The sequence below is a fragment of the Rahnella sp. AA genome (assembly GCF_002834385.1).
In the GTDB taxonomy this organism is placed as follows: Bacteria; Pseudomonadota; Gammaproteobacteria; order Enterobacterales; family Enterobacteriaceae; genus Rahnella.
The window spans coordinates 306,446-327,067 of sequence record NZ_PITQ01000007.1; the positions used below are offsets into that span (position 1 = coordinate 306,446).

Below are 20,622 nucleotides of genomic sequence, written 5' to 3' on the forward strand. Positions count from 1 at the left end.
ACATCTATGCAGATTCAGTATGCTTGCAAATTAATGGTTTCACCGAGCGGGAGGTCAATTTGATCCCGGATGTATCTCAGGCGCTTTCCTGGCTGGAAGCCCATCCTCAGGCATTAAAAGGTATTCGTCGCGGTATCGAGCGTGAAACACTTCGGGTCAATCCCGATGGTTCATTAGCGACAACCGGGCACCCGGAGTCTTTAGGTGCGGCTCTGACGCATCGCTGGATCACGACCGATTTTGCTGAAGCCTTATTAGAATTTATTACTCCCGTCGATGACAATATTGAGCATCTGATGGCGTTTCTGCGTGACATTCACCGTCACGTCGCCCGTGAACTGGGTGATGAACGCATGTGGCCATTCAGCATGCCGTGCTTTATCGAGTCCGGGCAGGATATCGAACTGGCACAATATGGTTCGTCGAACGTCGGGCGGTTCAAAACCTTATATCGTGAGGGGCTGAAGAATCGTTATGGCGCGCTGATGCAGGTGATTTCCGGCATCCATTATAATTTCTCGTTACCGCTGACTTTCTGGCAGGAACGTTTGGGCGTTACGGATATAGAAAGCGGTAAAGAAGCGATTTCTGCGGGCTACTTCAAGCTTATCCGTAACTATTACCGCTTTGGCTGGGTGATCCCGTACCTGTTTGGTGCGTCGCCTGCGATCTGTAAATCTTTCCTGAAAGGGCGTGAAACAGATCTGCCGTTTGAATATACCGACTCCGGGTTGTGCTATCTGCCGTACGCCACCTCGTTGCGTCTGAGTGATTTGGGCTATACCAACAAATCACAGAGCAATCTGGGGATCACGTTTAACGATCTGGAAACGTACGTTCAGGGCGTGAAGAAAGCGATTCGTACCCCTTCTGCGGAATATGCGGAAATGGGTGTGAAGAAAGACGGTAAATACCTGCAACTGAACACCAATGTGTTACAGATTGAGAACGAACTTTATGCGCCAATCCGTCCAAAGCGGGTCACTAAATCAGGTGAAACCCCTTCGGACGCGCTGATGCGCAGCGGGATCGAATACATTGAAGTCCGTTCGCTGGACGTCAATCCGTTCTCCCCTGTGGGCATTGATGCGACCCAGGCGCGTTTCCTCGATCTGTTTTTGGTATGGTGTGCCTTAGCGGACGCACCGGAAATGAACAGTGATGAGCTGCTTTGTACGCGCAAAAACTGGAACCGCGTCATCCTCGAAGGTCGTAAACCGGGTCAGACGATTGGTATTGGTTGCCACGATGAGCGCAAGCCGCTGGTCAGCGTCGGGAATGCGTTGTTTGCTGATTTGAGCCGGGTGGCACAGGTTATGGACGAGCAGAACGGCGATCACCTTTATCAGGACGTGTGCAAAGAACTGGTTGCTGCGTTTGATGATCCTGAACTGACGTATTCTGCGCGGATCCTTAAAGATCTGAAACAGCAGGGCGTCGGCAATCTCGGGTTAGAACTGGCGGAAAAATATCGTCAGATGCTGGTGAGTGAACCGCTGGAAGTCCTGGATGCCAGCGCATTAATGGCTGAGCAGGATGGTTCATGGCAGCGTCAGCGTTCCCTGGAAGCGGGCGATACGCTAAGCTTTGAAGAGTATCTGGCTGCGAATGCAGGCAGTAGCGTTGAGTAGAAAAGAAAAAGGCCACAATCAATGTGGCCAAATAAACATCTCTGTTTACAGGGATGATGATAACAAATGCGCGTCTTTCACTAATTAAGACCCGCACGCTGGGAAAAGGTTTCCTGAGTTCGTAAAAAAATTAATTTATTTAGGAGAGGTGACGATATGCCACTGTTGGATAGCTTTACCGTAGACCATACCCGTATGGCAGCACCTGCTGTTCGCGTCGCAAAAACCATGAAAACCCCGCACGGGGATACCATCACTGTGTTCGATCTGCGCTTCTGCCGCCCGAATATTGAAGTGATGCCTGAACGGGGGATTCACACGCTGGAGCACCTGTTCGCAGGTTTCATGCGTAACCACCTGAACGGCAGCGGTGTTGAGATCATCGATATTTCTCCGATGGGTTGTCGTACCGGTTTCTACATGAGCCTGATTGGTGTGCCGGAAGAGCAACGGGTTGCCGATGCCTGGAAAGCGGCAATGGCAGATGTTCTGAAAGTGAAAGAACAGCGTCAAATCCCTGAGCTGAATGAATATCAGTGCGGTACTTACGAGATGCATTCCCTGAAAGAAGCTCAGGAAATTGCGCAACACATTCTCGATCACGACGTTGTTGTGAACCGTAACGACGATCTGGCTCTGCCAAAAGAAAAACTGTCCGAACTGCACATCTAGTTTTAGCGTGTTGCAGGTAAAAAAAGACGCGTTCATCGCGTCTTTTTTATGCCTGTTATTCAGAGAATTAGCGTTGATTTACGCTGGTTTGCAAGGGCTGTAACGGGCGGATCTGCACCTGTTTGATCATATTGTCCTGCACATCCAGAATCTCAACTTCGTAATCTTCGATGCGTAAGCTTGTGCCAATCGTCGGAATATCTTCCAGTACTTCCAGCAGCATACCGTTCATTGTGCGTGGCCCCTCTGCGGGCAGGTGCCAGTTAAAAGCTTTATTCAGTTCACGAACGTTCGCACTGCCTTCGATTAGTACTGAACCGTCGCTTTGTGGCGTCACTTCTTCCGCCAGCGTAGGAGACATGGACGTTGTGAAATCACCGACGATCTCTTCAAGAATATCTTCGACGGTGACCAGTCCCTGAATGTCACCGTATTCATCGACCACAATGCCCACTTTCTTTTTATTGCGCTGGAATTTCACTAACTGGATGTTCAGCGGCGTACCTTCAGGAATGTAGTAAATCTCATCAGCGGCGCGCAGCAGGTTTTCTTTGGTGAATTCTTTCTTCTCGGTCATCAGGCGGTATGCTTCGCGTAAACGTAACATGCCAATCGCATCGTCGAGAGAGTCCCTGTACAGCACAATACGGCCATGCGGCGAGTGCGTGAGCTGACGGATGATCGACTTCCAGTCGTCGTTAATGTCGATACCGACGATCTCATTGCGCGGTACCATAATGTCATCAACGGACACTTTCTCCAGATCGAGTACGGAAAGCAGCATGTCCTGATTTCGCCGGGAGATATTTGAACGTGATTCGTTCACGATGGTACGTAATTCTTCCTTGCTGACTGCATCACTCAGGCTGGTCGTGGTTTTGACACCAAACATGCGCATCAGTAAACGCGACAGGCTGTTCAGGATCCACACTAACGGCATCATGATTTTTTGCAGCGGGCGCAACAAAATGCTGCTCGGGAAAGCAATGCGCTCAGGATTGAGTGCCGCGAAAGTTTTCGGCAGAACTTCAGCAAACAGCAGAACCACGAAAGTCAGCACGCCAGTGGCAATTGCCACGCCAGCATCGCCGTACAGGCGGATACCCACAATGGTTGCCAGAGCGGAAGCAAGAATGTTGACCAGGTTGTTGCCGATGAGCACGAGGCTGATCAGTTGGTCCGGGCGTTTTAACAGCTTTTCGACGCGACGCGCCGCACGGTTACCCTGTTTGGCCAGGTGACGTAACCGGTAACGGTTGAGTGTCATCATACCGGTTTCGGAGGCTGAAAAATAAGCCGAAACCACCACCATGATGATCAATGTGATGATCAGGGTTGTTGTCGAGACGTGCTCCAACGGGTATTCCTTTTGATTAGTGAACCATGATTTGCTGGATCAGGCGGCTGCCGAAATAGGCAAGTGTCAGTAAGATGGCGCCTGCCATGCTGAACCATACCACGCGGCGGCCACGCCAGCCTTCGTGATAATGACCCCACAGCAGGACGATATAAACGAACCATGCCAGTATCGATAAGACGGCCTTGTCGATATTCTCCGGGCTGAACAGGTTGTTCAGATACAGTAATCCGGTGCACAGCGTCAGCGTCAGTAAAATGACGCCAATCTGGGTGATGTGAAACAATTTACGCTCGATGGTCATCAGCGGAGGCATATCCGCCGTGAACGTCAGCCGTTTGTTCTTCAGCTGATAATCGAGCCAGGCCAGCTGAAGCGCGTACAATGCGGCAATCATCAGCGTGGCGTAAGAGAACAATGCCAGGCCGATGTGAACCAGCAAGCCTTTGCTTTCTTCCAGATGTGTAATGAATTCGCCCGGAAGGAAAGTGACAAACGCCAGGTTGATCAGCGAAAAGCTGTAAACAATCGGCAAAATAAACCAGCCACGGTTGCGTGACGCAACAATGGTCATCACGGTGCCGATAATTAAACTCACGACCGAACCGATGTTCACCAGGCTCAGGTTTTGCCCGGTGCTGACGTCGAAGATACGTTCCTGCAATGCGACGGCGTGACAAATCAGTGCCACGACAACGGAAATCAGCGCTAACCGCCGGTATGCGCTGTTCTTCCGGATAATGCTCGGAATGATCAGTGCGAGGCTGAGCAGATAGGCCAACATGGCGACGAGAGCAAAAACTGACATAGCGTTTCGGTAACATCGAAAAGTGAATGAGAACCGCAGTATAACGTTACCCGCGTCACGCTCCAACCTATCTGAGATGCCAAAGCAGAGATCGTCCGCGCTTCGTGTTATAATCCCGCAATTACGTCGCAAAAGCGGCCTGTCATTACGTTGAGCAAGAGACGATGTTTGAGAATTTAAGCGATCGATTGTCGCGCACACTGCGCAATATCAGCGGCCGCGGGCGGCTGACCGAAGAAAATATCAAAGAGACATTACGTGAAGTACGCATGGCGTTACTGGAAGCGGACGTTGCGCTGCCGGTCGTTCGCGACTTCATCAACCGGGTGAAAGAGAGCGCTGTTGGCCATGAGGTCAATAAGAGCCTGACGCCGGGTCAGGAGTTCGTCAAAATTGTCCAGAAAGAACTGGAAACCGCGATGGGCGAGGCTAACACCGAGCTTAACTTAGCGGCGCAGCCACCGGCTGTCGTTCTGATGGCGGGTTTACAAGGTGCCGGTAAAACTACCAGCGTCGGTAAACTGGCGAAATTCCTGAAAGAGAAGAAAAAGAAAAAAGTGCTGGTGGTCTCCGCCGACGTTTATCGCCCTGCAGCGATCAAACAGCTGGAAACCCTGGCGCAGCAAGTTGAAGTGGATTTCTTCGCATCTGACGCGCAGGAAAAGCCGGTGGATATCGTCACCCGCGCCCTGCAACAGGCAAAACTGAAATTCTACGACGTTCTGATTGTCGATACCGCCGGTCGTTTGCACGTCGACGAAGCGATGATGGACGAAATCAAACAGGTTCATGCCGCGATTAATCCGGTAGAAACATTGTTTGTGGTCGATGCCATGACTGGCCAGGATGCGGCGAATACGGCCAAGGCGTTTAATGAAGCGCTGCCGCTGACCGGTGTGATCCTGACGAAAGTCGACGGTGACGCCCGTGGCGGTGCCGCGCTGTCGATTCGTCACATCACTGGAAAACCGATTAAATTCCTGGGTATGGGTGAGAAAACCGATGCTCTTGAGCCGTTCCACCCTGATCGTATCGCGTCCCGTATTCTGGGCATGGGCGACGTGCTTTCTCTTATCGAAGATATTGAGAGCAAAGTCGACCGCGCACAGGCGGAGAAGCTGGCCAATAAGCTTAAAAAAGGCGACGGCTTTGATCTGACCGACTTCCTCGAGCAGCTCAAGCAAATGCGTAATATGGGCGGCATGGCGAGCATGATGAGCAAATTGCCGGGCGTGGGCCAATTGCCTGATAACGTCAAATCTCAGATGGACGACAAGGTTCTGGTGCGGATGGAAGCGATCATCAACTCGATGACGAAGAAAGAGCGCGCTAAGCCAGAAATTATTAAAGGTTCCCGCAAGCGCCGTATCGCGCTGGGTTCCGGCATGCAGGTGCAGGACGTTAACCGCTTACTCAAGCAGTTCGACGACATGCAGCGCATGATGAAGAAAATGAAGAATGGCGGCATGGCGAAAATGATGCGTGGCATGAAAGGTATGATGCCACCTGGTTTCCCAGGCCGTTAATCTACATCACTGTCTATATATCAGCCACATAGGCGGCTCATGCAAATTGCCGGCTAAGCTATCTACGCTTTAGATTGCTTTTTGCGCCAAAATGAGTAAAATTTTCGGGCTTTTTATATTGCAACCAGACCCCGTTCCCCGATGGGGTCTGGTTGTTTTATTAACTAAAGAGGATGTTATGGTAACAATTCGTTTAGCACGTGGCGGCGCAAAAAAGCGTCCGTTTTATCAAGTAGTAGTGACCGACAGCCGCAACGCTCGTGACGGTCGTTTCATCGAACGCGTAGGTTTCTTCAACCCATTGGCTTCTGGCCAGGCTGAAGCTCTGCGTCTGGATCTGGATCGTGTTGCCCATTGGGTAGATCTGGGTGCAACCGTTTCTGATCGCGTTTCTGCGCTGATCAAAGACGCTAAGAAAGCAGCTTAATCTGTCGCGGTGGTGGCAATGAGCAAGCAATCCAATCCAGTGGTACCCGCTGAGCCGTTAGTTCTTGGCAAAATGGGTTCAACATACGGCATTCGTGGTTGGCTCAGAGTGTTTTCATCCACCGAAGACGCTGAAAGCATCTTCGACTACCAGCCCTGGTTTATCCAGCGTGCCGGTAAGTGGCAAGTTATCGAGCTGGAAGGCTGGAAACGCCACACTCAGGACCTGATTATCAAAGTCAAAGGCGTTGATGACCGGGATGCGGCGAATCTTCTGACCAATTGCGAAATTGTCGTCGATTCAAAGCAGCTACCGCCATTGGAAGACGGTGACTACTACTGGAAAGACCTTTTTGGTTGCCAGGTAGTGACAACTTCCGGTTACGAACTGGGCAAAATCATCGATATGATGGAAACCGGTTCTAACGATGTGATGGTAGTCAAAGCCAACCTGAAAGATGCCTTCGGACTCAAGGAGCGGTTGATTCCGTTCCTCGATGGGCAGGTTATCAAGAAAGTCGATCTCACTACTCGCACTGTTGAAGTAGATTGGGATCCTGGTTTTTGACCTCCGTAACGTTTACTGATGTAAACAACGATGGGTTGGGCGATAAAGCATTCGGAAGGGGTAGGCTATGTGGATTGGTATAATTAGCCTGTTTCCTGAGATGTTCCGCGCAATCACCGATTACGGGGTAACTGGCCGGGCAGTTAAGAATGGCCTGTTGAGCGTAAATTGCTGGAGTCCTCGTGACTTCGCATACGATCGACATCGTACCGTGGATGAGCGCCCTTACGGCGGTGGTCCCGGAATGCTGATGATGGTGCAACCTTTACGGGAAGCCATTCATGCGGCAAAAGCAGCGGCAGGCGAAGGTGTGAAAGTGATTTATCTTTCACCTCAGGGACGCAAACTGGATCAAACCGGTGTGTGTGAACTGGCGGCTCATCAGAAAATTATTCTGGTTTGTGGCCGTTACGAAGGGATTGATGAGCGCGTAATCAAAACCGAAATTGATGAAGAATGGTCAATTGGCGATTATGTTCTCAGCGGTGGAGAGTTACCGGCAATGACTCTGATTGATTCAGTTTCCCGCTTTATACCGGGCGTTCTGGGTCGTCAGGCTTCAGCAGAAGAAGATTCTTTCGCTGACGGATTGCTCGATTGCCCCCACTATACCCGCCCTGAAGTGTTGGAAGGCATGGAGGTTCCGCCAGTTTTGCTGTCGGGAAACCACGCTGATATACGTCGCTGGCGCCTGAAACAGTCGCTGGGTCGAACCTGGCTTAGAAGACCTGAACTTCTGGAAAACCTAGCTCTGACTGACGAGCAAGAGGTGTTGCTGAGAGAGTTCCAAAAGGAACATCGACTCAGTCAACAAGACTATGAAGGGAACGCTTAAGCGTTACGCTGAGCCCTCCCGATATATCAGTTTACCTAGGGTAAGAGACATATTATGAGCAATATCATTAAACAAATCGAACAAGAGCAGATGAAGCAAGACGTACCTGCATTCCGTCCAGGTGATTCCCTGGAAATTAAGGTATGGGTCGTTGAAGGTTCTAAAAAGCGTCTGCAGGCATTCGAGGGCGTGGTTATCGCTATTCGTAACCGCGGTCTGCACTCTGCATTCACTGTTCGCAAAATTTCTAACGGCGAAGGTGTTGAGCGTGTATTCCAGACTCACTCCCCAGTAATCGACAGCATTACTGTTAAACGTCGTGGTGCCGTTCGTAAAGCTAAACTGTACTACCTGCGTGAGCGTACTGGTAAGTCTGCTCGTATCAAAGAGCGTCTTAACTAAGGTATCGCTAACGCGACATCTAATAGTTAATATAGAACAAGGGGTTAGCCATAGGCTAACCCCTTTTTTGTATTAATGACGACAAATTGACTACGCGGCAGAGCGCTGACTGCCTGGTTAGAGGTAATCCGGGAAGCATTATTAATTTCAATGGTGTGCACGTAGCGATGATTAGCCAATCAGTTATCACATGTTGGAACAGTCAGGCTTAGCACTGCGTGGAAGTAAACCTGCCAGATATGACGGTGCCTGATACAAAAAAGCCCCTTACGGGGCAGTAGTCAGGCGGGGATTTCAGGCCAGATAATCTCCGACTCACTGGCGGTATTCACGGCTTTCAGCGTTTTGATATAGGTTTGCCAGGTGATGAGCGTTGCCTTATCGTCGTCGGTGATTATCCCGAGCATCAGATCCGTTCTCAGCGTTTTAGTGGCATCATCGGCCATAGCCAGAAGTGCCACGCGCTGGGATTCGGCAATCTCCTGTAGTTCTTCCTGCGACCAGGTGCGGGCAACCAGCACGGGATAGCCTTTTTCATCGGGCGTCAGCACCTGCCCGGAACGGCCACCCTCAAGCAACGCCTGATACGTTTCCTCCGTGATGCTCACGCAATCCTCCGGCAGCCAGGGGGATTCCGGCAGGTAATAAGAGTTGGTAGACGCTGCATAAAACATAATAAGCCTCACAATAATCCGACGGAGAGATAGTTAATACGCGTAGAGACGATGGCATTAATTGCCCGGCACGCGATACGCGATGAAGTTGCAGAACCTGTTCTCAACTCAACGGACGGGACTACGCCAGGTTTAGCTGAATCATCGTAAAATGTAACTAAATTACGAAAAACCATGCTGAGAGTTACGGGTAATACGGCTTCAACTTCATAAGTCGCGGGTGTTGTGCTGCTAGATATATTGCTGATATCTCCCCACTGAATAACCACCGTGCGTTTCACGCCGCCCACAATCACCGGCAGCTTGATATGACCAATGGCAGTCAAGCCACCCCCCCCCACTCCCGCCAGAACAATATCACTCAGCCCCAGACTGGCATTAAATTTGACCTTATCGTTAATGTCAGCCCCGTTCTGGTCTTTTGCCAGTTTACCGGCGAGGGCCGTTGCTACGGCTTCAGCAAGCGCATATTGATCGTGAGGATTAATCTCCGCCAGATGTTTTGCCATGGATTCATCAGTGTATGCCTTTACCTCAATCACCTTATCGTCAACATACTGACGGGTTGCCAGCACCACCGCCGGATCGATTTTCAGCGTCACCGCGTCGGTGCTGTTGATGATTAAAATCATGCGCACGGTCTGCGTGCGGCCACTGCCTTCGGCTAACAGCGGTTTATAGGTTTCTGGGCAGTTAGCCACGGCGATCAACGTGTTGTCACTGTCGTACAACCCAATTTCACGGATCCAGAATCCGCCCTCGTTTTCGGGAATGATTTGTTCCGCAATAATCTGGCTGCTGTTGGCTGCGTCCACGCTCAGGGCATTGAGCAGGGCGCGGCGTTTTTCACCGACCAGCGTGGTCTGCGTGCCGGTGGGTGTGGGCAGTGTTCCGCCGCCGTCGCCGACGCCCATCTGGGTGATTTGTACTTTCGTACCGAGTGCGGCGGCGTTTGCCAGCTTTGCCGCCCCCTGACTGGTCAGCAGGGCAAAGTATTTGGTTGTCACGGGTTAATCCTCACTGTGTCGATTAGGTGAACCGCCGCACCGGCGTAACCGCTGCCGGAGACGGTGATATTTTCAGGGGTGTACGGGTAGACGGTCAGTTGGTCGCCGCTGTAGCTTGCGGCGGCCACAGGTAAGGTACCGCTGACATCCAGGTTGATGGACAGGCCAATGAGATGGCGGCTGCACGGTTTGGCATCGTCAATCAGGCGTTCCAGCTCCTGATACATTTCATCGGTGATGCCGGTTTCCAGCACGCCGACGTCCAGGCGAAACGTGCCAGGGGTGTCGTTGGTTTTCCACCATTCGCTCACGCGGATGAGATAGCCGAGGGGCTCCACCACGCGTCGCAGCGCGCCAATCGTGCCCTTATGGCGGTGGACAAAATATGCCGCCCGTACCACGTTTCGTTTGGTTAACTCCGGCCAGCTTTCATCCCACCGGTCAACCGACCATGCCCATGCCAGATAAGGCAGCAGCGGCAGCGGGCAGTTATCCGGGTTCCAGAGCTGACGCAGCGGCACCGGCAGCGCGTCAATCGCGGCGCACGCCTGCGCGGCGGCCACTTCCAGCGCTGAGGATCCGACCGGCAGCAGACGGCTACTCATCGGTGCCCCCCAGGGTTATCTGATAACCCGTGCAGTAAGCTGCCTGGGTTTTATCAAGGACAACATCCACCGCAGGTGCGGCCAGCTCTACCCGCTGCACGCCCTCAACATGCAGGGCGGCATAAAGGGCAGATTTGCGGATGTCGCGCCCCAGGCGTGACTGTGCGGTGATGTAGGTTTGCAGTTTCGCCTCAGATGCAGCGCGGATCGGTTCGGCTTCCGGCCCCGGATACAGGTAAAGCGTGGCATCAACGGTGTAATCCACCACGGATGCCGACTGCACCAGTACGCGGTCAGCCACCGGGCGCACGTTTTCATCGTTGAGCGCCGCTTCAACAATCGCCAGCAGCTCCGCACTGGCTTCGCCGTTGTTCTCGCGGGACAACACGGTGAGGGTGACATTGGCCGGTGACGGGCTGATAGCCGAGGCATCAGCCACGCGCCCGTCGGCGCTGCGGGCGTGATACTCATAAGCACCCGTCGGCCCCGCTACGCTCAGCCCTTCAAACGCCTGCGGAATGCGCCCGCGATAATCGACGTCAGCTTCCATCACTGCTGCCGTCGGGGGCATAGTGGAGTCATCGGCGGCGGTAATGGTCAGGCGATCGACGTTGCCGTTTGCCCCGAGCTGATCCAGGTCTGCGCCGGTGGCATAGGCCACCATCACCGCTTCGGCGGCCTCATTGATACGCTGACGCAGGATCATTTCGCGGTAGGCATTTTCCTCCAGCAGTTTCACAATCGGTTCAGATTCGAGCGTCAGCGTGCGGGCAATCGCGGCCTGCTGGTCCTGCGGGTACTGCGATACCAGCGTGGCTTTGCGCTCCGCCAGCAGGGTTTCGAAATCAATGACCTCCACCACATCGGGGGCGGGTAACTGGCTCAGATCGATAGTCGCCATAATCAGCTCACGGGTAAGGTTAAGGAAAGGGCGGCAGACGTGTCTTTACGGGTGCCGGTTATAATGCGGGCAACGGATTCGTGCGTGGCAAAAGTGCAGCTGCATTCGATATTCTGGCACTGGTGATAGCGTTCTTTCGTTGATTCACTCAGATAACGGCTTGAACGTGTATGGGCGACTTTTCCACAAAGCGGGCAATGCATCATAAAAACCTCCTGCATGACTGGTAAGCAACAAGGTGATTATGAAACCCATAACTTGCAAAAGCAAGTTAATATTACGAAATTGAAGATTGGTATGTGATGTCTGCAATATAAACATTCAAAGTCAATGTGGTAGTGAAACCATTCTCATTGATTTCATGCACTGCCGAGCCAATGGTCCAACGCTGGCTATCAATAGCCTCTTTAAAACCCTGCACGTTGACGGGGGTTTGCGTACTGAGATCTGCACGTCCTAATGCCAGCCGGATAGTGAAAGAAAATGCATCACTTTGAATTTGGTTGAAGACAGAGTCCGCCGCGCGTTTTGCCGTTTCTTCATCGGGGAAGATTTTTGCAAGCTGCAGGATGCTGCTTCCTGAACCTGCCGTATAGCTCGTTGTTGCGGCATCTTTGCCCTGAGCCGTTTCTCGCTTGATCGCGACATTGTTGGTGGTCGCTGTTTTGACGTCATGCCATTGGGCCGTGACACCATCATAAGCTTTCTTATCGATCAGTTTATAAACGTGTTTGTCGCCGTCGCTGCGAACGATAGTTTTCCAGGGAATCGCCTGACCTGATGCCGTGCGCCCTGTCCCGGCGTTAAAAAACAAGATTGCCCCGTTTTTTACCGTGGCCTGCGCGCCATAGCTTTGCGCCAGCCGCGTGAGGAAGTAACCATCGGACTCATTCGTTTGGTCAATGTGTGTAATCTTAATACTATCAATCTGTTCCGGGATAACCGGCAGGGCTAACTGATTTCGTGCGGAGATGATTCGGATAATCGCACCGAGGGTGTAATCATCATAAGACTGGCTCCGTTTGGTTTCGAAGGAACCGCGAAAATCAGCGCTGCGGGCAGTAACTTCAATGGTGTCTGGTGAACCAGAATAAACAACGGTGTCTACGGTGAAATAACCGCAGTCATAAAGTGCCTGCTTTGACCATCCCAAATGCAGATGCAAAACGGTGCCCCTGGCGGGCATCTGCACCTGCCCATCACTGTCGTCGAACTTTAGCGTCAGCATATCGGCGGCGAAACCGCTGTTATCCGTCATCGATAAACTCATGATGCGATCAGAGATATTTTCTTCCAGCACCTTATTTTTTATCGCCAGCGTAAACACCGGTGTGAGGCGTGCGCCAGCAGGCAATTGCAAATTTGTCAGCATGGTCAGGCTCCGGTGGCGAAGTTACGAATGGCAGAACTGGCCTGGTTGTACAGCCCTTCGGCCTGCGTGAGTAAGTCGCCAAACATCGCGGCCTGGGATTCATCGACGCGGGTCAGACTGAGGGTGAACGTGATACTTCGCGCCTGACCATTGGAATTAAACTGAGCGCTGTCGTTTGACAGGGTTTTGATAATAAACATGCCATAAATGGTTCCGCTGCCCTCGATAAGCGGCCACGCACGGCCTGACTCGGCCATCGCTTGCAAGGTTTGCAGATAACTTATTCCGCCTGTGACTTCAGGCAGCAATTGTCCTTTGATTGATATTGTTTCCTCGCCCAGCCCGATAAACTGCGAGACAGGCCGCTGCCCGAACCGTGCGTTCGTCCCCAGGCCGTAATTCATCGTATGAGTTGTATTCTGGTAGGGCAGTGTGCTCAATTTGAAAACGAATAAACCCAGCGACATCATCATGGGTAAACCCCTCCGTTGCTAAACTGGCTATATTGGTTGTTAGTGCTGTTCCATTCCCGGTCATTCAAAGTGCGGGTAATAAAATCCTGAATTTGCTGGTGATCGGTTTCCGGCGTGGCGGTAAAACTGACGTTGACGGTGGTTGCCCGGTTGTCCGTCAGATTATTGGCGACGCTGTTTTTTGCAGGTTGGTAAAGGCTCAGGGCACCGCCCGTTGGGGATAAACTGTTGTCAAAAGACGGAGGCGGATTCGGGTTGTCTGACGATTGGCCGTCGTCACTGCTGAAGATATTTAAGACAGAATCAACGCCTTTTCGCGCCCAGTTAAAGACTTCGCCGATCTGGGTAACAGCCTTGTTCAGTGTGACAAAAATTTCGCCGATAGCGGCACCGACTTCTTTACCTATATTGCTGTAGCCGCTCAGGGAATCCTGGCTGAATTTGATCGGTGTGAACAAATCGGTGATCCACCCCAAAGCCATTCTGAAAGGTGCAAATGCCTCACTGACTGGCCCCAGGACGGAACTGAAGCCTTCGATCATCCCCCCGATAAAAGCACTGATCGGCTCCCAGAGTTTCACGACGGCAATCCCAATTCCGGCAATCAGCGCGATAACCGGTAAAAGCGGTAACCCGATCGCCGTGAATGCGGCTGCGATCATGCCACCGGTGCCGGTGAACAGTGTGCCCAGCAGTCCTGCTCCCGCCATCAGCATATTGAGGCCGCTGAGAACGGGGGCGATCACCATGCCGAGCGATCCCAGCCCGCCGATAATGCCGGTGATCCCCAATGCCAGCCCAAGCAGGGAACTGACTAATTGGGGATTATCCGTGACCCAGGTATTGAGCGTGGCGAGCCAGCCAGTCGCTGCTTGTGTAAGTGTTCGCAGGGCGGAACTTTGCCCGTCGAACAGGTTGATACGGATAGTGTCCCAGGTGGCAAAAAGCTTCGTAATATCACCATTGAGATTGTCACCTTTAACGGTGACGGCCATCAGGGTCGCTGGCGTTCCCCCCTCCAGTTCAGCGGGTGTTTGGGCGAGCACCTGATCGGCATTCATCCCGCTTTTCGCTAACGCTTGTTGTTTTGCGACAACGTCGGCCGGTGAGTGGCCCGAAGCCGCCATTGACAGGCTTTGCTGGCGCAGCGCCGCAACGCGTGGATCGTCATTTTTCAGGCCGAGAACGGACTGTATTTCAGAAAGACGGCCTTCCAGATCAGCGCCCGGCTTGAGGAAATTTTTGGCCAGATCTAATTTGGGCTGGGCAAAAGACAACGCAGAAGAACTGGCATCTTTCAGTTGGCTGATTTTTTGTTCACGATTTTTGTATTGCTGCCCGATTTCCAGCCCTTTCTGTTCAATCAGCACCGGGCGCTGTTGCCGGATTTCCGTCTGAGACGTGGTACTGAGCGTTTTTTTTACGTCGTGGTAAGCCTGCTTTTCTGCTGTTTTATCCGGAGAAAACACTGACTCCTGAATCCTGAAGGAGGCTTCAGTGATATCTTGCGTCATCACGCTGAATAAATTTTTTTGGGGGACGGTCGTAAACTTCTGCCAGATATTATCTGTCGCTTCGCGTAGCGGCCCTAATTCTTCATTTATTTTTCCCAGCGTCGTGGGCAACTCTTCGAGATTACTCATCTGTTTTTACTCCGCTGCGTTGCAATGCCTTAGATCGCCAGTTCATCAGGTCGGTAAGTGACATGCCGTCCATTTCGGACGGCGGCCAGTGAAATATCACCGCGATATCGGCCATCAGGTCATCCACGGTGAGGCGTGGCGCAATAGCTACACCACCGGTTTCGGCGATAAAAAACCAATCACCTTGCCTGCCAGCGCGATCAGATCAGGCAGTTCCAGGCGTGAGCACTCTTCTTTGGTGAGATTGGGGTAAGTGATGCGCGGCAAAATGGTAATCAGCGCATCGACATCGGCGTTCGCCAGTGCGGCGAGGCCAATACCGCGCAGGCTGCCCGCTGTCGGTTTGGTCACCTGAATTTCAGTGATTTCTGTTTCGCCACGTTTAAGCGGAACATCCAGAATCACGGTGTTTTCTTTGTTTTCAATCGGGTTCATGCGTTTTCCTGTTAATCGAAAATGAAGCCGGCACGTTTCTGCCGGCTCAGGGAAGGGAATTACAGGCCGAGTGCGGTGCGGTGTTCTGACAGGCGATCAACGCCGTTGACGATTTCGACCATGTTCACGGTGTCGATCTCAATGAGCTCTTTGCCGTCGATAGTCAGTTTGAAGTAGGTGCATTGGGTCGTGACTTTGGTTTCGGTATCTTCACCCTGTTTGTACTCGCCGAAATCAAATTCTTTGTGGCGGCCACGCATCATCACTTCTACTGCTGATACATCACCGGTGTCATCGCGTTGCAGGGAACCGGCAAAACGCAGCGGAATATCCGATGTGCTTCCCCATTGCTGTAAAACCAGCTCGTCCAGGCCTCCGATGGACCATTCCAGCGTCAGAGCATCGTCATCCAGGCCAAAATCTACCGCGACGGATCCGCTCATGCCGCCGCCGCGATAGTTCTCCAGCTTGCGGGTGAGTTTTGGCAGCGTCAGTGAAGAGACCAGCCCGAGGTAGCTGTTCCCGTCATTAAACAGGTTCAGGTATTTCAATTTTTTAGGAAGTGCCATGAGTCATTGTCTCCTTAGCTGTTTACGGACGCGGCAAAGTTCACCAAATAGGAGTCGGTGATACGCTGGCGCAGGGTCAGGTCTTCCAGAGGCGGAACCGGCGTGTAGTCGTAATCGATATACAGCTTGCCAGCCTTCAGGGTGTCCGCCGTATTCGCCGTTTCGTCGTACCAGCAATCGCCATCGATGATGTAACCGGCTGATTTCATTTCACGCATTTTGGCTTTGATACCATCGATCATGTCGCGCACCAGCGTCGGGGTCATCGGTTTATCAACGGCCCACATATGGGCTTCCGCCATCGTGTCGGCCAATACCTGGGCAGTACGGGTGTAGTTTTCGAACAGGAACAATGTGTCGTCGCTGCAAGTGCGGTTACCCCAGAAACGGAAACCGTCCTTGCGCACCAGCGTCGTTACACAGGCTTCGTTCAGCAAATCGGCATCGGTGCCGGTCGCCTGCAGATCCCAAAATACGCTGGCAGAAAGGCCGGTAACACCGTTAACGCCAACGTTAGACAGGGTTTTGTGCCAGCCGGTGTCCTGGTCAATTTTGGCACGCAGGCCCAAAGCGCGGGCGGTGGCATACGCAACATCAGACTGACTGGTGGTGGTATTCCAGTTCACAAAGTCCGGCCAGATCAGCATCAGCTCACGCTGGCTGAAGTTGTCGCGGTATTTGATCGCATCAGAAATGGTTTTGGCACCGTAAACGCCGACATAGCCAAAAGCGCGTAACTGCTGACAAACGCCCGCCAGCGCAGTGGCCACCGCCTGATTATCCAGGCCCGGGACACCCAAGATACGTGGCTTCACACCCAGTTCAGCTTGTGCAGAAAGCAGGGCTTTCATGCCGGTGTAGCGGCCATTGGCATCCGAACCCCCAATGATATTGCTGGTTGTTGCATCCTCATCCGCACCGGCGGCGACACGTACCACAACGGTGACCGGTTTACACTGATCGGCAATCGCCAGCAGTGCTGCCTGCAAAGTCCCGGTTGTGCCCGCTTTGCCGCTGGCGGCCAGAACGTCAGTGATCAGAACTGGCGTATTAAGTGGGAAGGTAGCGGTATCTGCGTCTTCTGCGGTGCAGACCATGCCGATAATTGCTGTTGAAACGGTAGAAATAACGCGGGTGCCATCGTTGATTTCGACGACACGTACGCCGTGATGATAATCAGCCATCAGGTTGACTCTCTCTGTTGTGGGTGGTGAAGCAAGGATGCCGGTTCACAACCCAAAGCGCATTTGATCAGGGGCGTGAGGGGAATGGCACAACAGAAGGGAAATATTGGCGAAACAAAATGATAGAAACGTTGCCATCGCATCAGCTCACCGGAATATTCAGGGAAAAATCAGTCGCCGTATCGCTTCGGCTTCCTGTCAGTTCAACCACCATCTTTCCGGTGTAATCGGTTTCGAAAGTGATTGCCGACAATGAAATCCGGGGTTCCCATTGCAGCAGCGCGGTGTAGCAAATCGCCATCATTTGCAGGCGTAAGGCCCCGTTTTGAGGCTGGTCAATCAATACCGAAAGCAGCGAGCCGTAGCTACGTCGCATAACTCTGGAGCCGACCGGCGTGTTCAAAATGTCGCTGACAGACTGGCGGATATGGTCGAGATCTTCGATCGCCACGCCGCTGATTCTGTTCATTCCCAGGTATTTTGGATTACTCATTGCGGGACTCCTGTCTGGCCGCTGCCAGTTTGAACACCGCTGTGGCGGTGAGTATGCACAACGATGCCGTTTGATGTCAGGCTGCCACCGCTGTGGGTTAAATTGCCCGTCAGCGTGCCGCCCTGTTTGACCTCGAGCGAACCGGTGGTCAGTTTGCTGGTGCAAACGACTTCCGGCGTATCCAGTGTGATACGCGTGCTGGCGGTGCAGCGGATTTCCGGTGCGGTGACATCGACCTGTTCCGACGCGTCGATCACCGCCGTTTTGATACCGCTGACTTTCAGGGTGCTGTTCGCCGGTTCGTACTCGAAAATTGCGCCGTCCGGGAATGCCAGATGGATAGCGTCCGCCGAAGCTGAAGGTGCGGGGGAGGCATCGGAAAATAGCGCCGGTAACACGAATGCCGTATTCAGCTCGCCGCCCAGCGAAAGCAATAAAACCTGTTCTCCGACTGAGGGGGCCCACCAGCTGCGCGTGCGACCCGCCCGGTGAGTCATCCACGGTAGCCAGGCAGTCACGTTGCTGCCGGTGGCGACGCGGCAACGTGCGTTGGCAAGATCCAGCTCCGATACCTTGCCAATGCGAACAATATTGCCAACCAGCCGCATAACTTCGTTGAGTTGAAGAGTTGTATTCATGGAATAAAACATGCCTTTTCATAGGGGAGGACAACCGGTGAACGTCAGCCTTCGGTTGTCACAATAGGGGCTATACCGTCCAGCTACTGATCAGTTCTCCGTTGAGGTAAACCTGGCGCGGTAGCGCAACGTTTTCCGGCAGCGGCGGTTCAGGCAGATGGGTGATAGTGCGGACACTCTCCTGATCGACAACCTGTACGCGTTCGGTCAGTTGCAGCGTGATTGCCAGGCTTTTCTCCTGCTGCGTGAAGATAAAATCGCTCAGACGATGAAGGTTGTTGCTGAGGATTTCGGGCTGATTAACCCTGAGCCAGTCGAGAATGATGACGACTATCTGATCCACCAGCGTTTCGCTGAGCGCCGTCTCGTCACTGACAGTCAACGTCAGCGGATAGCGGTACTCAAAAGAAAGCGAAGGCGCGGACGTCGCCACGACATTGCCGGCCCCGGTCGTCATGACCAGTTTTTCCGGTGAGGTCATAAATAATGGGATCTGCTCAGTCAGCCGCTGGCGAAGTTGAACCGGTTTTTGCATGTTGTGCCTCCTGACACTTTTTGATGGCGTCAATCTGTAAACCGCAGTTCAGCAAGGCGGATTCCAGTTGAAGAATATCAGCGCTCAGCCCGGCATTAGTATCGGGGTGGCTGGGCGGTATCGGACATGAGCTGACTGCCGGACAACCAACGTAAATAATCGCTGGCGGAGCTGAAGGCGGGGCGGTCGTGCAGCCGGCTAACGTCAGCAGGCAACACAGCATCAGCCCACGCGCGGGATTGCGGGTTGTCATGAAGGCTCCTTTGTCGTTGTTGTTCGCGCGATTGCATCGCCTGCTGAGCCGTGCTCAGATCCTGGCGAAGTGCCAGTTCGGCCTGTTCGCGCTGGCGCATTTGTTGATTAAGTTCCGCAATGAGCGTTTCCCGTTGCTGTAGCTGTACTTCCAGCAGGTTGTACTGCTGTTTTGATTTATTGAGGTCGTGCTGCAGTGAATAGTTTGAGAGTAAAAGGATGCCGGTGAGCAACGCCGCGGTGGCGAGAAGTACCACGAGTACACGCACTTAGGCTCCTTTCAGGCATTCGGCCTGTTCCGCATTGCGTCTGCGCTCAAGCCCGCTGTTGCGTTCACCATTAACAAACACCCAGCGGGGTAACTGCTCACAAGCCTGCCGCCATTGCTGTTTATTGATGAAAAATGCCAGTGTCGATTTACAGGCAGCACCGGTACCCACGTTGAAGCTGAAGGACACCACGGCATCGAAAACCGGCTGCGGCATTGCTACGGGCATGCATTTCTTAACAGCGCGTTCGGTTCGCTGGATATCCTGTAAAAGATTTTCAGCCGCCTGACGTTCGGTGAGAGTCTGTGCCGGTTTTACACCGGCGGTATGACCGATCCCGCTGGTCCAGACACCCGCACTGCATTGATAAGGTTGCAGCTGGCAGCCTTCAAAGTCGGTGATCAGACGTAAGCCTGCCTGCGAAACCTGCAACGACATGTATCCCGGCAGCATTGCCATCAGGCCCAGCACGATGGCAACACTGCAGCGTTTAAGAGTTGAGGTTTTCATAGGTTTCTTTGCTCAGACCGCTGTGGGCCAGCAACTGATAACTTTTTCGCCGGTAATACCAGTTGACCAGAAAGGTGCCGATACCCACACCGGATCCGATCAGGAAAGCCACGTCTTGCGATGTCAGACCAGCCAGCCAGGTCAGTGAGGTGGCAATGAAGTAGGCACAGGTCGAGCTGATGCGTTCTGTATTCAGTCCCATAATTTGAGGGCTTCCTGAACCGGTTGTTCTGCAATATCGGGCATTTCAACCGCCGTACCATGGGGCAGGAGCGGGCCCAAATCTGCGATGCCAATATTTGCGGCATAGACTTTTTCCACGACAACGGCTGTGCGGTTGTAATAACGCCAGCACATTGAATCAAGGGTATCGCCCTGTTCTGCATAAACTTTCATGGGTGTTCTCCGCAAGTGAGTGAGATCGTCAGGAGGTGAGATCAGTCTGCGGAACTGGCGGTGTGACGGCAATCTGGAAGGGTTGTTAACTGACTGACACAACAGTGACTTTGGAAAGGCGTGGAGGAAATTGCGGGGCGCTTAGTCCGGGTAGAAACCGAAAGGGTAAGCGCCAGTGATGTTGACTCATATCACCCGCAGGATCTGGCCATCAGTGAGTATCGTCTGTGCTCCCGTTGTAATACAGGGCATCGGCATGTTCATCTGTCAGCGCCTGGCTGGCCAGCTCAGAGATCAGTGACATCACGACCAAAAATTCTTGTGGATTGCATTGTGCTGTCTGCGAAATGTCCGCGATCAATTGTATCCTGGACAGCGTTAGCTGTTGTTTAGTCAGGTTTTCCATTTTCACCTCTTACCAGATACTGTGTTTATATACAG

At 52.7% G+C, this 20,622-nt stretch carries 30 protein-coding genes; 7 read left to right on the plus strand and 23 right to left on the minus strand.

Going from position 1 to position 20,622, the window contains the following annotated elements; genetic code table 11:
- The first annotated feature begins 59 nt into the window (after nt 1-59).
- Both gshA and luxS read left to right on the plus strand, forming a co-directional pair.
- Nucleotides 60-1,631 carry a glutamate--cysteine ligase gene (gshA, locus tag CWS43_RS18145; RefSeq protein WP_101078530.1) on the plus strand — a complete coding sequence of 524 codons (1,572 nt, stop codon included), beginning with the start codon at nt 60-62 and terminating at the stop codon, nt 1,629-1,631.
- A gap of 156 nt (nt 1,632-1,787) precedes the next feature.
- Complete coding sequence (gene luxS / locus CWS43_RS18150; protein ID WP_101078477.1) at nt 1,788-2,303, plus strand: S-ribosylhomocysteine lyase; 516 nt, start codon at nt 1,788-1,790, stop codon at nt 2,301-2,303.
- A gap of 67 nt (nt 2,304-2,370) precedes the next feature.
- On the opposite strand, the gene CWS43_RS18155 is transcribed toward luxS, so the two are convergent.
- Complete coding sequence (locus tag CWS43_RS18155) at nt 2,371-3,660, minus strand: HlyC/CorC family transporter (RefSeq protein ID WP_101078478.1); 1,290 nt, start codon at nt 3,658-3,660, stop codon at nt 2,371-2,373.
- Between the two features lie 16 nt (nt 3,661-3,676).
- Nucleotides 3,677-4,468, minus strand: coding sequence for an inner membrane protein YpjD (locus CWS43_RS18160; protein WP_101078479.1), 792 nt, complete (start codon nt 4,466-4,468; stop codon nt 3,677-3,679).
- Between the two features lie 164 nt (nt 4,469-4,632).
- Between CWS43_RS18160 and ffh the strand changes: the two genes are divergently transcribed.
- From ffh to rplS, 5 genes are all read left to right on the plus strand, one after another.
- Complete coding sequence (ffh, locus tag CWS43_RS18165; RefSeq protein WP_101078480.1) at nt 4,633-5,994, plus strand: signal recognition particle protein; 1,362 nt, start codon at nt 4,633-4,635, stop codon at nt 5,992-5,994.
- A 178-nt stretch (nt 5,995-6,172) separates the two neighbouring features.
- Nucleotides 6,173-6,421, plus strand: coding sequence for a 30S ribosomal protein S16 (gene rpsP / locus CWS43_RS18170; RefSeq protein WP_056772785.1), 249 nt, complete (start codon nt 6,173-6,175; stop codon nt 6,419-6,421).
- 18 nt (nt 6,422-6,439) lie between these two features.
- On the plus strand, nt 6,440-6,988 hold the full coding sequence (gene rimM, locus CWS43_RS18175) for a ribosome maturation factor RimM (RefSeq protein ID WP_101078481.1): 549 nt from the start codon (nt 6,440-6,442) through the stop codon (nt 6,986-6,988).
- Between the two features lie 67 nt (nt 6,989-7,055).
- The gene (gene trmD, locus CWS43_RS18180; RefSeq protein ID WP_101078482.1) at nt 7,056-7,823 is read left to right on the plus strand and encodes a tRNA (guanosine(37)-N1)-methyltransferase TrmD; all 768 of its coding nucleotides are present in this window, start codon (nt 7,056-7,058) and stop codon (nt 7,821-7,823) included.
- Between the two features lie 54 nt (nt 7,824-7,877).
- A complete protein-coding gene (gene rplS, locus CWS43_RS18185; protein WP_013574038.1) occupies nt 7,878-8,225 on the plus strand; it encodes a 50S ribosomal protein L19 in 348 nt (115 codons plus the stop codon).
- Nucleotides 8,226-8,506: 281 nt separating this feature from the next.
- Here rplS and CWS43_RS18190 read toward each other — a convergent pair whose 3' ends face one another.
- The 21 genes from CWS43_RS18190 to CWS43_RS18285 form a co-directional block, all read right to left on the minus strand.
- Entirely contained in the window at nt 8,507-8,899 is a 393-nt protein-coding gene (locus CWS43_RS18190) for a tail fiber assembly protein (RefSeq protein WP_101078483.1), read from the minus strand.
- Nucleotides 8,900-8,907: 8 nt separating this feature from the next.
- Nucleotides 8,908-9,906 carry a phage tail protein gene (locus CWS43_RS27555; protein ID WP_232777045.1) on the minus strand — a complete coding sequence of 333 codons (999 nt, stop codon included), beginning with the start codon at nt 9,904-9,906 and terminating at the stop codon, nt 8,908-8,910.
- Complete coding sequence (locus CWS43_RS18200) at nt 9,903-10,511, minus strand: phage tail protein I (protein WP_101078484.1); 609 nt, start codon at nt 10,509-10,511, stop codon at nt 9,903-9,905. The genes CWS43_RS27555 and CWS43_RS18200 overlap by 4 nt, the downstream gene beginning before the upstream one ends.
- Entirely contained in the window at nt 10,504-11,412 is a 909-nt protein-coding gene (locus CWS43_RS18205; protein ID WP_101078485.1) for a baseplate assembly protein, read from the minus strand. The genes CWS43_RS18200 and CWS43_RS18205 overlap by 8 nt, the downstream gene beginning before the upstream one ends.
- A gap of 2 nt (nt 11,413-11,414) precedes the next feature.
- Entirely contained in the window at nt 11,415-11,618 is a 204-nt protein-coding gene (locus CWS43_RS18210) for an ogr/Delta-like zinc finger family protein (protein WP_101078486.1), read from the minus strand.
- 71 nt (nt 11,619-11,689) lie between these two features.
- Nucleotides 11,690-12,739 (minus strand): contractile injection system protein, VgrG/Pvc8 family, encoded by a 1,050-nt coding sequence (locus tag CWS43_RS18215; protein ID WP_232777047.1) that lies wholly within the window; start codon nt 12,737-12,739, stop codon nt 11,690-11,692.
- Between the two features lie 47 nt (nt 12,740-12,786).
- Nucleotides 12,787-13,257, minus strand: coding sequence for a phage tail protein (locus tag CWS43_RS18220; protein ID WP_101078488.1), 471 nt, complete (start codon nt 13,255-13,257; stop codon nt 12,787-12,789).
- Nucleotides 13,254-14,900 carry a phage tail tape measure protein gene (locus CWS43_RS18225; RefSeq protein WP_101078489.1) on the minus strand — a complete coding sequence of 549 codons (1,647 nt, stop codon included), beginning with the start codon at nt 14,898-14,900 and terminating at the stop codon, nt 13,254-13,256. Before CWS43_RS18225 ends, CWS43_RS18220 begins: the two co-directional genes overlap by 4 nt.
- Nucleotides 14,893-15,027, minus strand: coding sequence for a GpE family phage tail protein (locus CWS43_RS18230; protein ID WP_101078490.1), 135 nt, complete (start codon nt 15,025-15,027; stop codon nt 14,893-14,895). Before CWS43_RS18230 ends, CWS43_RS18225 begins: the two co-directional genes overlap by 8 nt.
- Before the next feature lie 20 nt (nt 15,028-15,047).
- Nucleotides 15,048-15,335 (minus strand): phage tail assembly protein, encoded by a 288-nt coding sequence (locus CWS43_RS18235; protein WP_101078491.1) that lies wholly within the window; start codon nt 15,333-15,335, stop codon nt 15,048-15,050.
- A gap of 59 nt (nt 15,336-15,394) precedes the next feature.
- On the minus strand, nt 15,395-15,904 hold the full coding sequence (locus tag CWS43_RS18240) for a phage major tail tube protein (protein WP_101078492.1): 510 nt from the start codon (nt 15,902-15,904) through the stop codon (nt 15,395-15,397).
- A gap of 14 nt (nt 15,905-15,918) precedes the next feature.
- Nucleotides 15,919-17,088, minus strand: a complete 1,170-nt coding sequence (locus CWS43_RS18245; protein WP_101078493.1) for a phage tail sheath protein — start codon at nt 17,086-17,088, stop codon at nt 15,919-15,921.
- A 142-nt stretch (nt 17,089-17,230) separates the two neighbouring features.
- Nucleotides 17,231-17,581 carry a GPW/gp25 family protein gene (locus CWS43_RS18250; RefSeq protein ID WP_101078494.1) on the minus strand — a complete coding sequence of 117 codons (351 nt, stop codon included), beginning with the start codon at nt 17,579-17,581 and terminating at the stop codon, nt 17,231-17,233.
- A complete protein-coding gene (locus CWS43_RS18255) occupies nt 17,578-18,219 on the minus strand; it encodes a phage baseplate assembly protein V (RefSeq protein WP_101078531.1) in 642 nt (213 codons plus the stop codon). The genes CWS43_RS18250 and CWS43_RS18255 overlap by 4 nt, the downstream gene beginning before the upstream one ends.
- A gap of 70 nt (nt 18,220-18,289) precedes the next feature.
- Nucleotides 18,290-18,754, minus strand: a complete 465-nt coding sequence (locus CWS43_RS18260) for a phage tail protein (RefSeq protein WP_101078495.1) — start codon at nt 18,752-18,754, stop codon at nt 18,290-18,292.
- On the minus strand, nt 18,717-18,965 hold the full coding sequence (lysC, locus tag CWS43_RS27560; protein WP_232777057.1) for an Rz1-like lysis system protein LysC: 249 nt from the start codon (nt 18,963-18,965) through the stop codon (nt 18,717-18,719). Before lysC ends, CWS43_RS18260 begins: the two co-directional genes overlap by 38 nt.
- A complete protein-coding gene (gene lysB / locus CWS43_RS18265) occupies nt 18,850-19,275 on the minus strand; it encodes an Rz-like lysis system protein LysB (protein ID WP_101078496.1) in 426 nt (141 codons plus the stop codon). The genes lysC and lysB overlap by 116 nt, the downstream gene beginning before the upstream one ends.
- Nucleotides 19,276-19,785 (minus strand): lysozyme, encoded by a 510-nt coding sequence (locus tag CWS43_RS18270; protein ID WP_101078497.1) that lies wholly within the window; start codon nt 19,783-19,785, stop codon nt 19,276-19,278. It abuts the gene before it with no gap.
- A complete protein-coding gene (locus CWS43_RS18275) occupies nt 19,766-19,987 on the minus strand; it encodes an HP1 family phage holin (RefSeq protein WP_101078498.1) in 222 nt (73 codons plus the stop codon). Before CWS43_RS18275 ends, CWS43_RS18270 begins: the two co-directional genes overlap by 20 nt.
- Nucleotides 19,978-20,181, minus strand: coding sequence for a tail protein X (locus tag CWS43_RS18280; protein ID WP_101078499.1), 204 nt, complete (start codon nt 20,179-20,181; stop codon nt 19,978-19,980). The genes CWS43_RS18275 and CWS43_RS18280 overlap by 10 nt, the downstream gene beginning before the upstream one ends.
- 211 nt (nt 20,182-20,392) lie before the next feature.
- A complete protein-coding gene (locus CWS43_RS18285) occupies nt 20,393-20,587 on the minus strand; it encodes a hypothetical protein (protein ID WP_101078500.1) in 195 nt (64 codons plus the stop codon).
- Between the last annotated feature and the right edge of the window lie 35 nt (nt 20,588-20,622).

Coding starts and splice junctions, on each gene's coding strand:
- luxS (WP_101078477.1), top strand. CDS start 1,788: ATGCCACTGTTGGATAGCTTTACCGTAGACCATACCCGTATGGCAGCA.
- CWS43_RS18160 (WP_101078479.1), bottom strand. CDS start 4,468: ATGTCAGTTTTTGCTCTCGTCGCCATGTTGGCCTATCTGCTCAGCCTC.
- ffh (WP_101078480.1), top strand. CDS start 4,633: ATGTTTGAGAATTTAAGCGATCGATTGTCGCGCACACTGCGCAATATC.
- rpsP (WP_056772785.1), top strand. CDS start 6,173: ATGGTAACAATTCGTTTAGCACGTGGCGGCGCAAAAAAGCGTCCGTTT.
- rimM (WP_101078481.1), top strand. CDS start 6,440: ATGAGCAAGCAATCCAATCCAGTGGTACCCGCTGAGCCGTTAGTTCTT.
- trmD (WP_101078482.1), top strand. CDS start 7,056: ATGTGGATTGGTATAATTAGCCTGTTTCCTGAGATGTTCCGCGCAATC.
- rplS (WP_013574038.1), top strand. CDS start 7,878: ATGAGCAATATCATTAAACAAATCGAACAAGAGCAGATGAAGCAAGAC.
- CWS43_RS18190 (WP_101078483.1), bottom strand. CDS start 8,899: ATGTTTTATGCAGCGTCTACCAACTCTTATTACCTGCCGGAATCCCCC.
- CWS43_RS18200 (WP_101078484.1), bottom strand. CDS start 10,511: ATGAGTAGCCGTCTGCTGCCGGTCGGATCCTCAGCGCTGGAAGTGGCC.
- CWS43_RS18205 (WP_101078485.1), bottom strand. CDS start 11,412: ATGGCGACTATCGATCTGAGCCAGTTACCCGCCCCCGATGTGGTGGAG.
- CWS43_RS18210 (WP_101078486.1), bottom strand. CDS start 11,618: ATGATGCATTGCCCGCTTTGTGGAAAAGTCGCCCATACACGTTCAAGC.
- CWS43_RS18220 (WP_101078488.1), bottom strand. CDS start 13,257: ATGATGATGTCGCTGGGTTTATTCGTTTTCAAATTGAGCACACTGCCC.
- CWS43_RS18225 (WP_101078489.1), bottom strand. CDS start 14,900: ATGAGTAATCTCGAAGAGTTGCCCACGACGCTGGGAAAAATAAATGAA.
- CWS43_RS18235 (WP_101078491.1), bottom strand. CDS start 15,335: ATGAACCCGATTGAAAACAAAGAAAACACCGTGATTCTGGATGTTCCG.
- CWS43_RS18240 (WP_101078492.1), bottom strand. CDS start 15,904: ATGGCACTTCCTAAAAAATTGAAATACCTGAACCTGTTTAATGACGGG.
- CWS43_RS18245 (WP_101078493.1), bottom strand. CDS start 17,088: ATGGCTGATTATCATCACGGCGTACGTGTCGTCGAAATCAACGATGGC.
- CWS43_RS18250 (WP_101078494.1), bottom strand. CDS start 17,581: ATGAGTAATCCAAAATACCTGGGAATGAACAGAATCAGCGGCGTGGCG.
- CWS43_RS18255 (WP_101078531.1), bottom strand. CDS start 18,219: ATGAATACAACTCTTCAACTCAACGAAGTTATGCGGCTGGTTGGCAAT.
- CWS43_RS18260 (WP_101078495.1), bottom strand. CDS start 18,754: ATGCAAAAACCGGTTCAACTTCGCCAGCGGCTGACTGAGCAGATCCCA.
- CWS43_RS18270 (WP_101078497.1), bottom strand. CDS start 19,785: ATGAAAACCTCAACTCTTAAACGCTGCAGTGTTGCCATCGTGCTGGGC.
- CWS43_RS18275 (WP_101078498.1), bottom strand. CDS start 19,987: ATGGGACTGAATACAGAACGCATCAGCTCGACCTGTGCCTACTTCATT.
- CWS43_RS18280 (WP_101078499.1), bottom strand. CDS start 20,181: ATGAAAGTTTATGCAGAACAGGGCGATACCCTTGATTCAATGTGCTGG.
- CWS43_RS18285 (WP_101078500.1), bottom strand. CDS start 20,587: ATGGAAAACCTGACTAAACAACAGCTAACGCTGTCCAGGATACAATTG.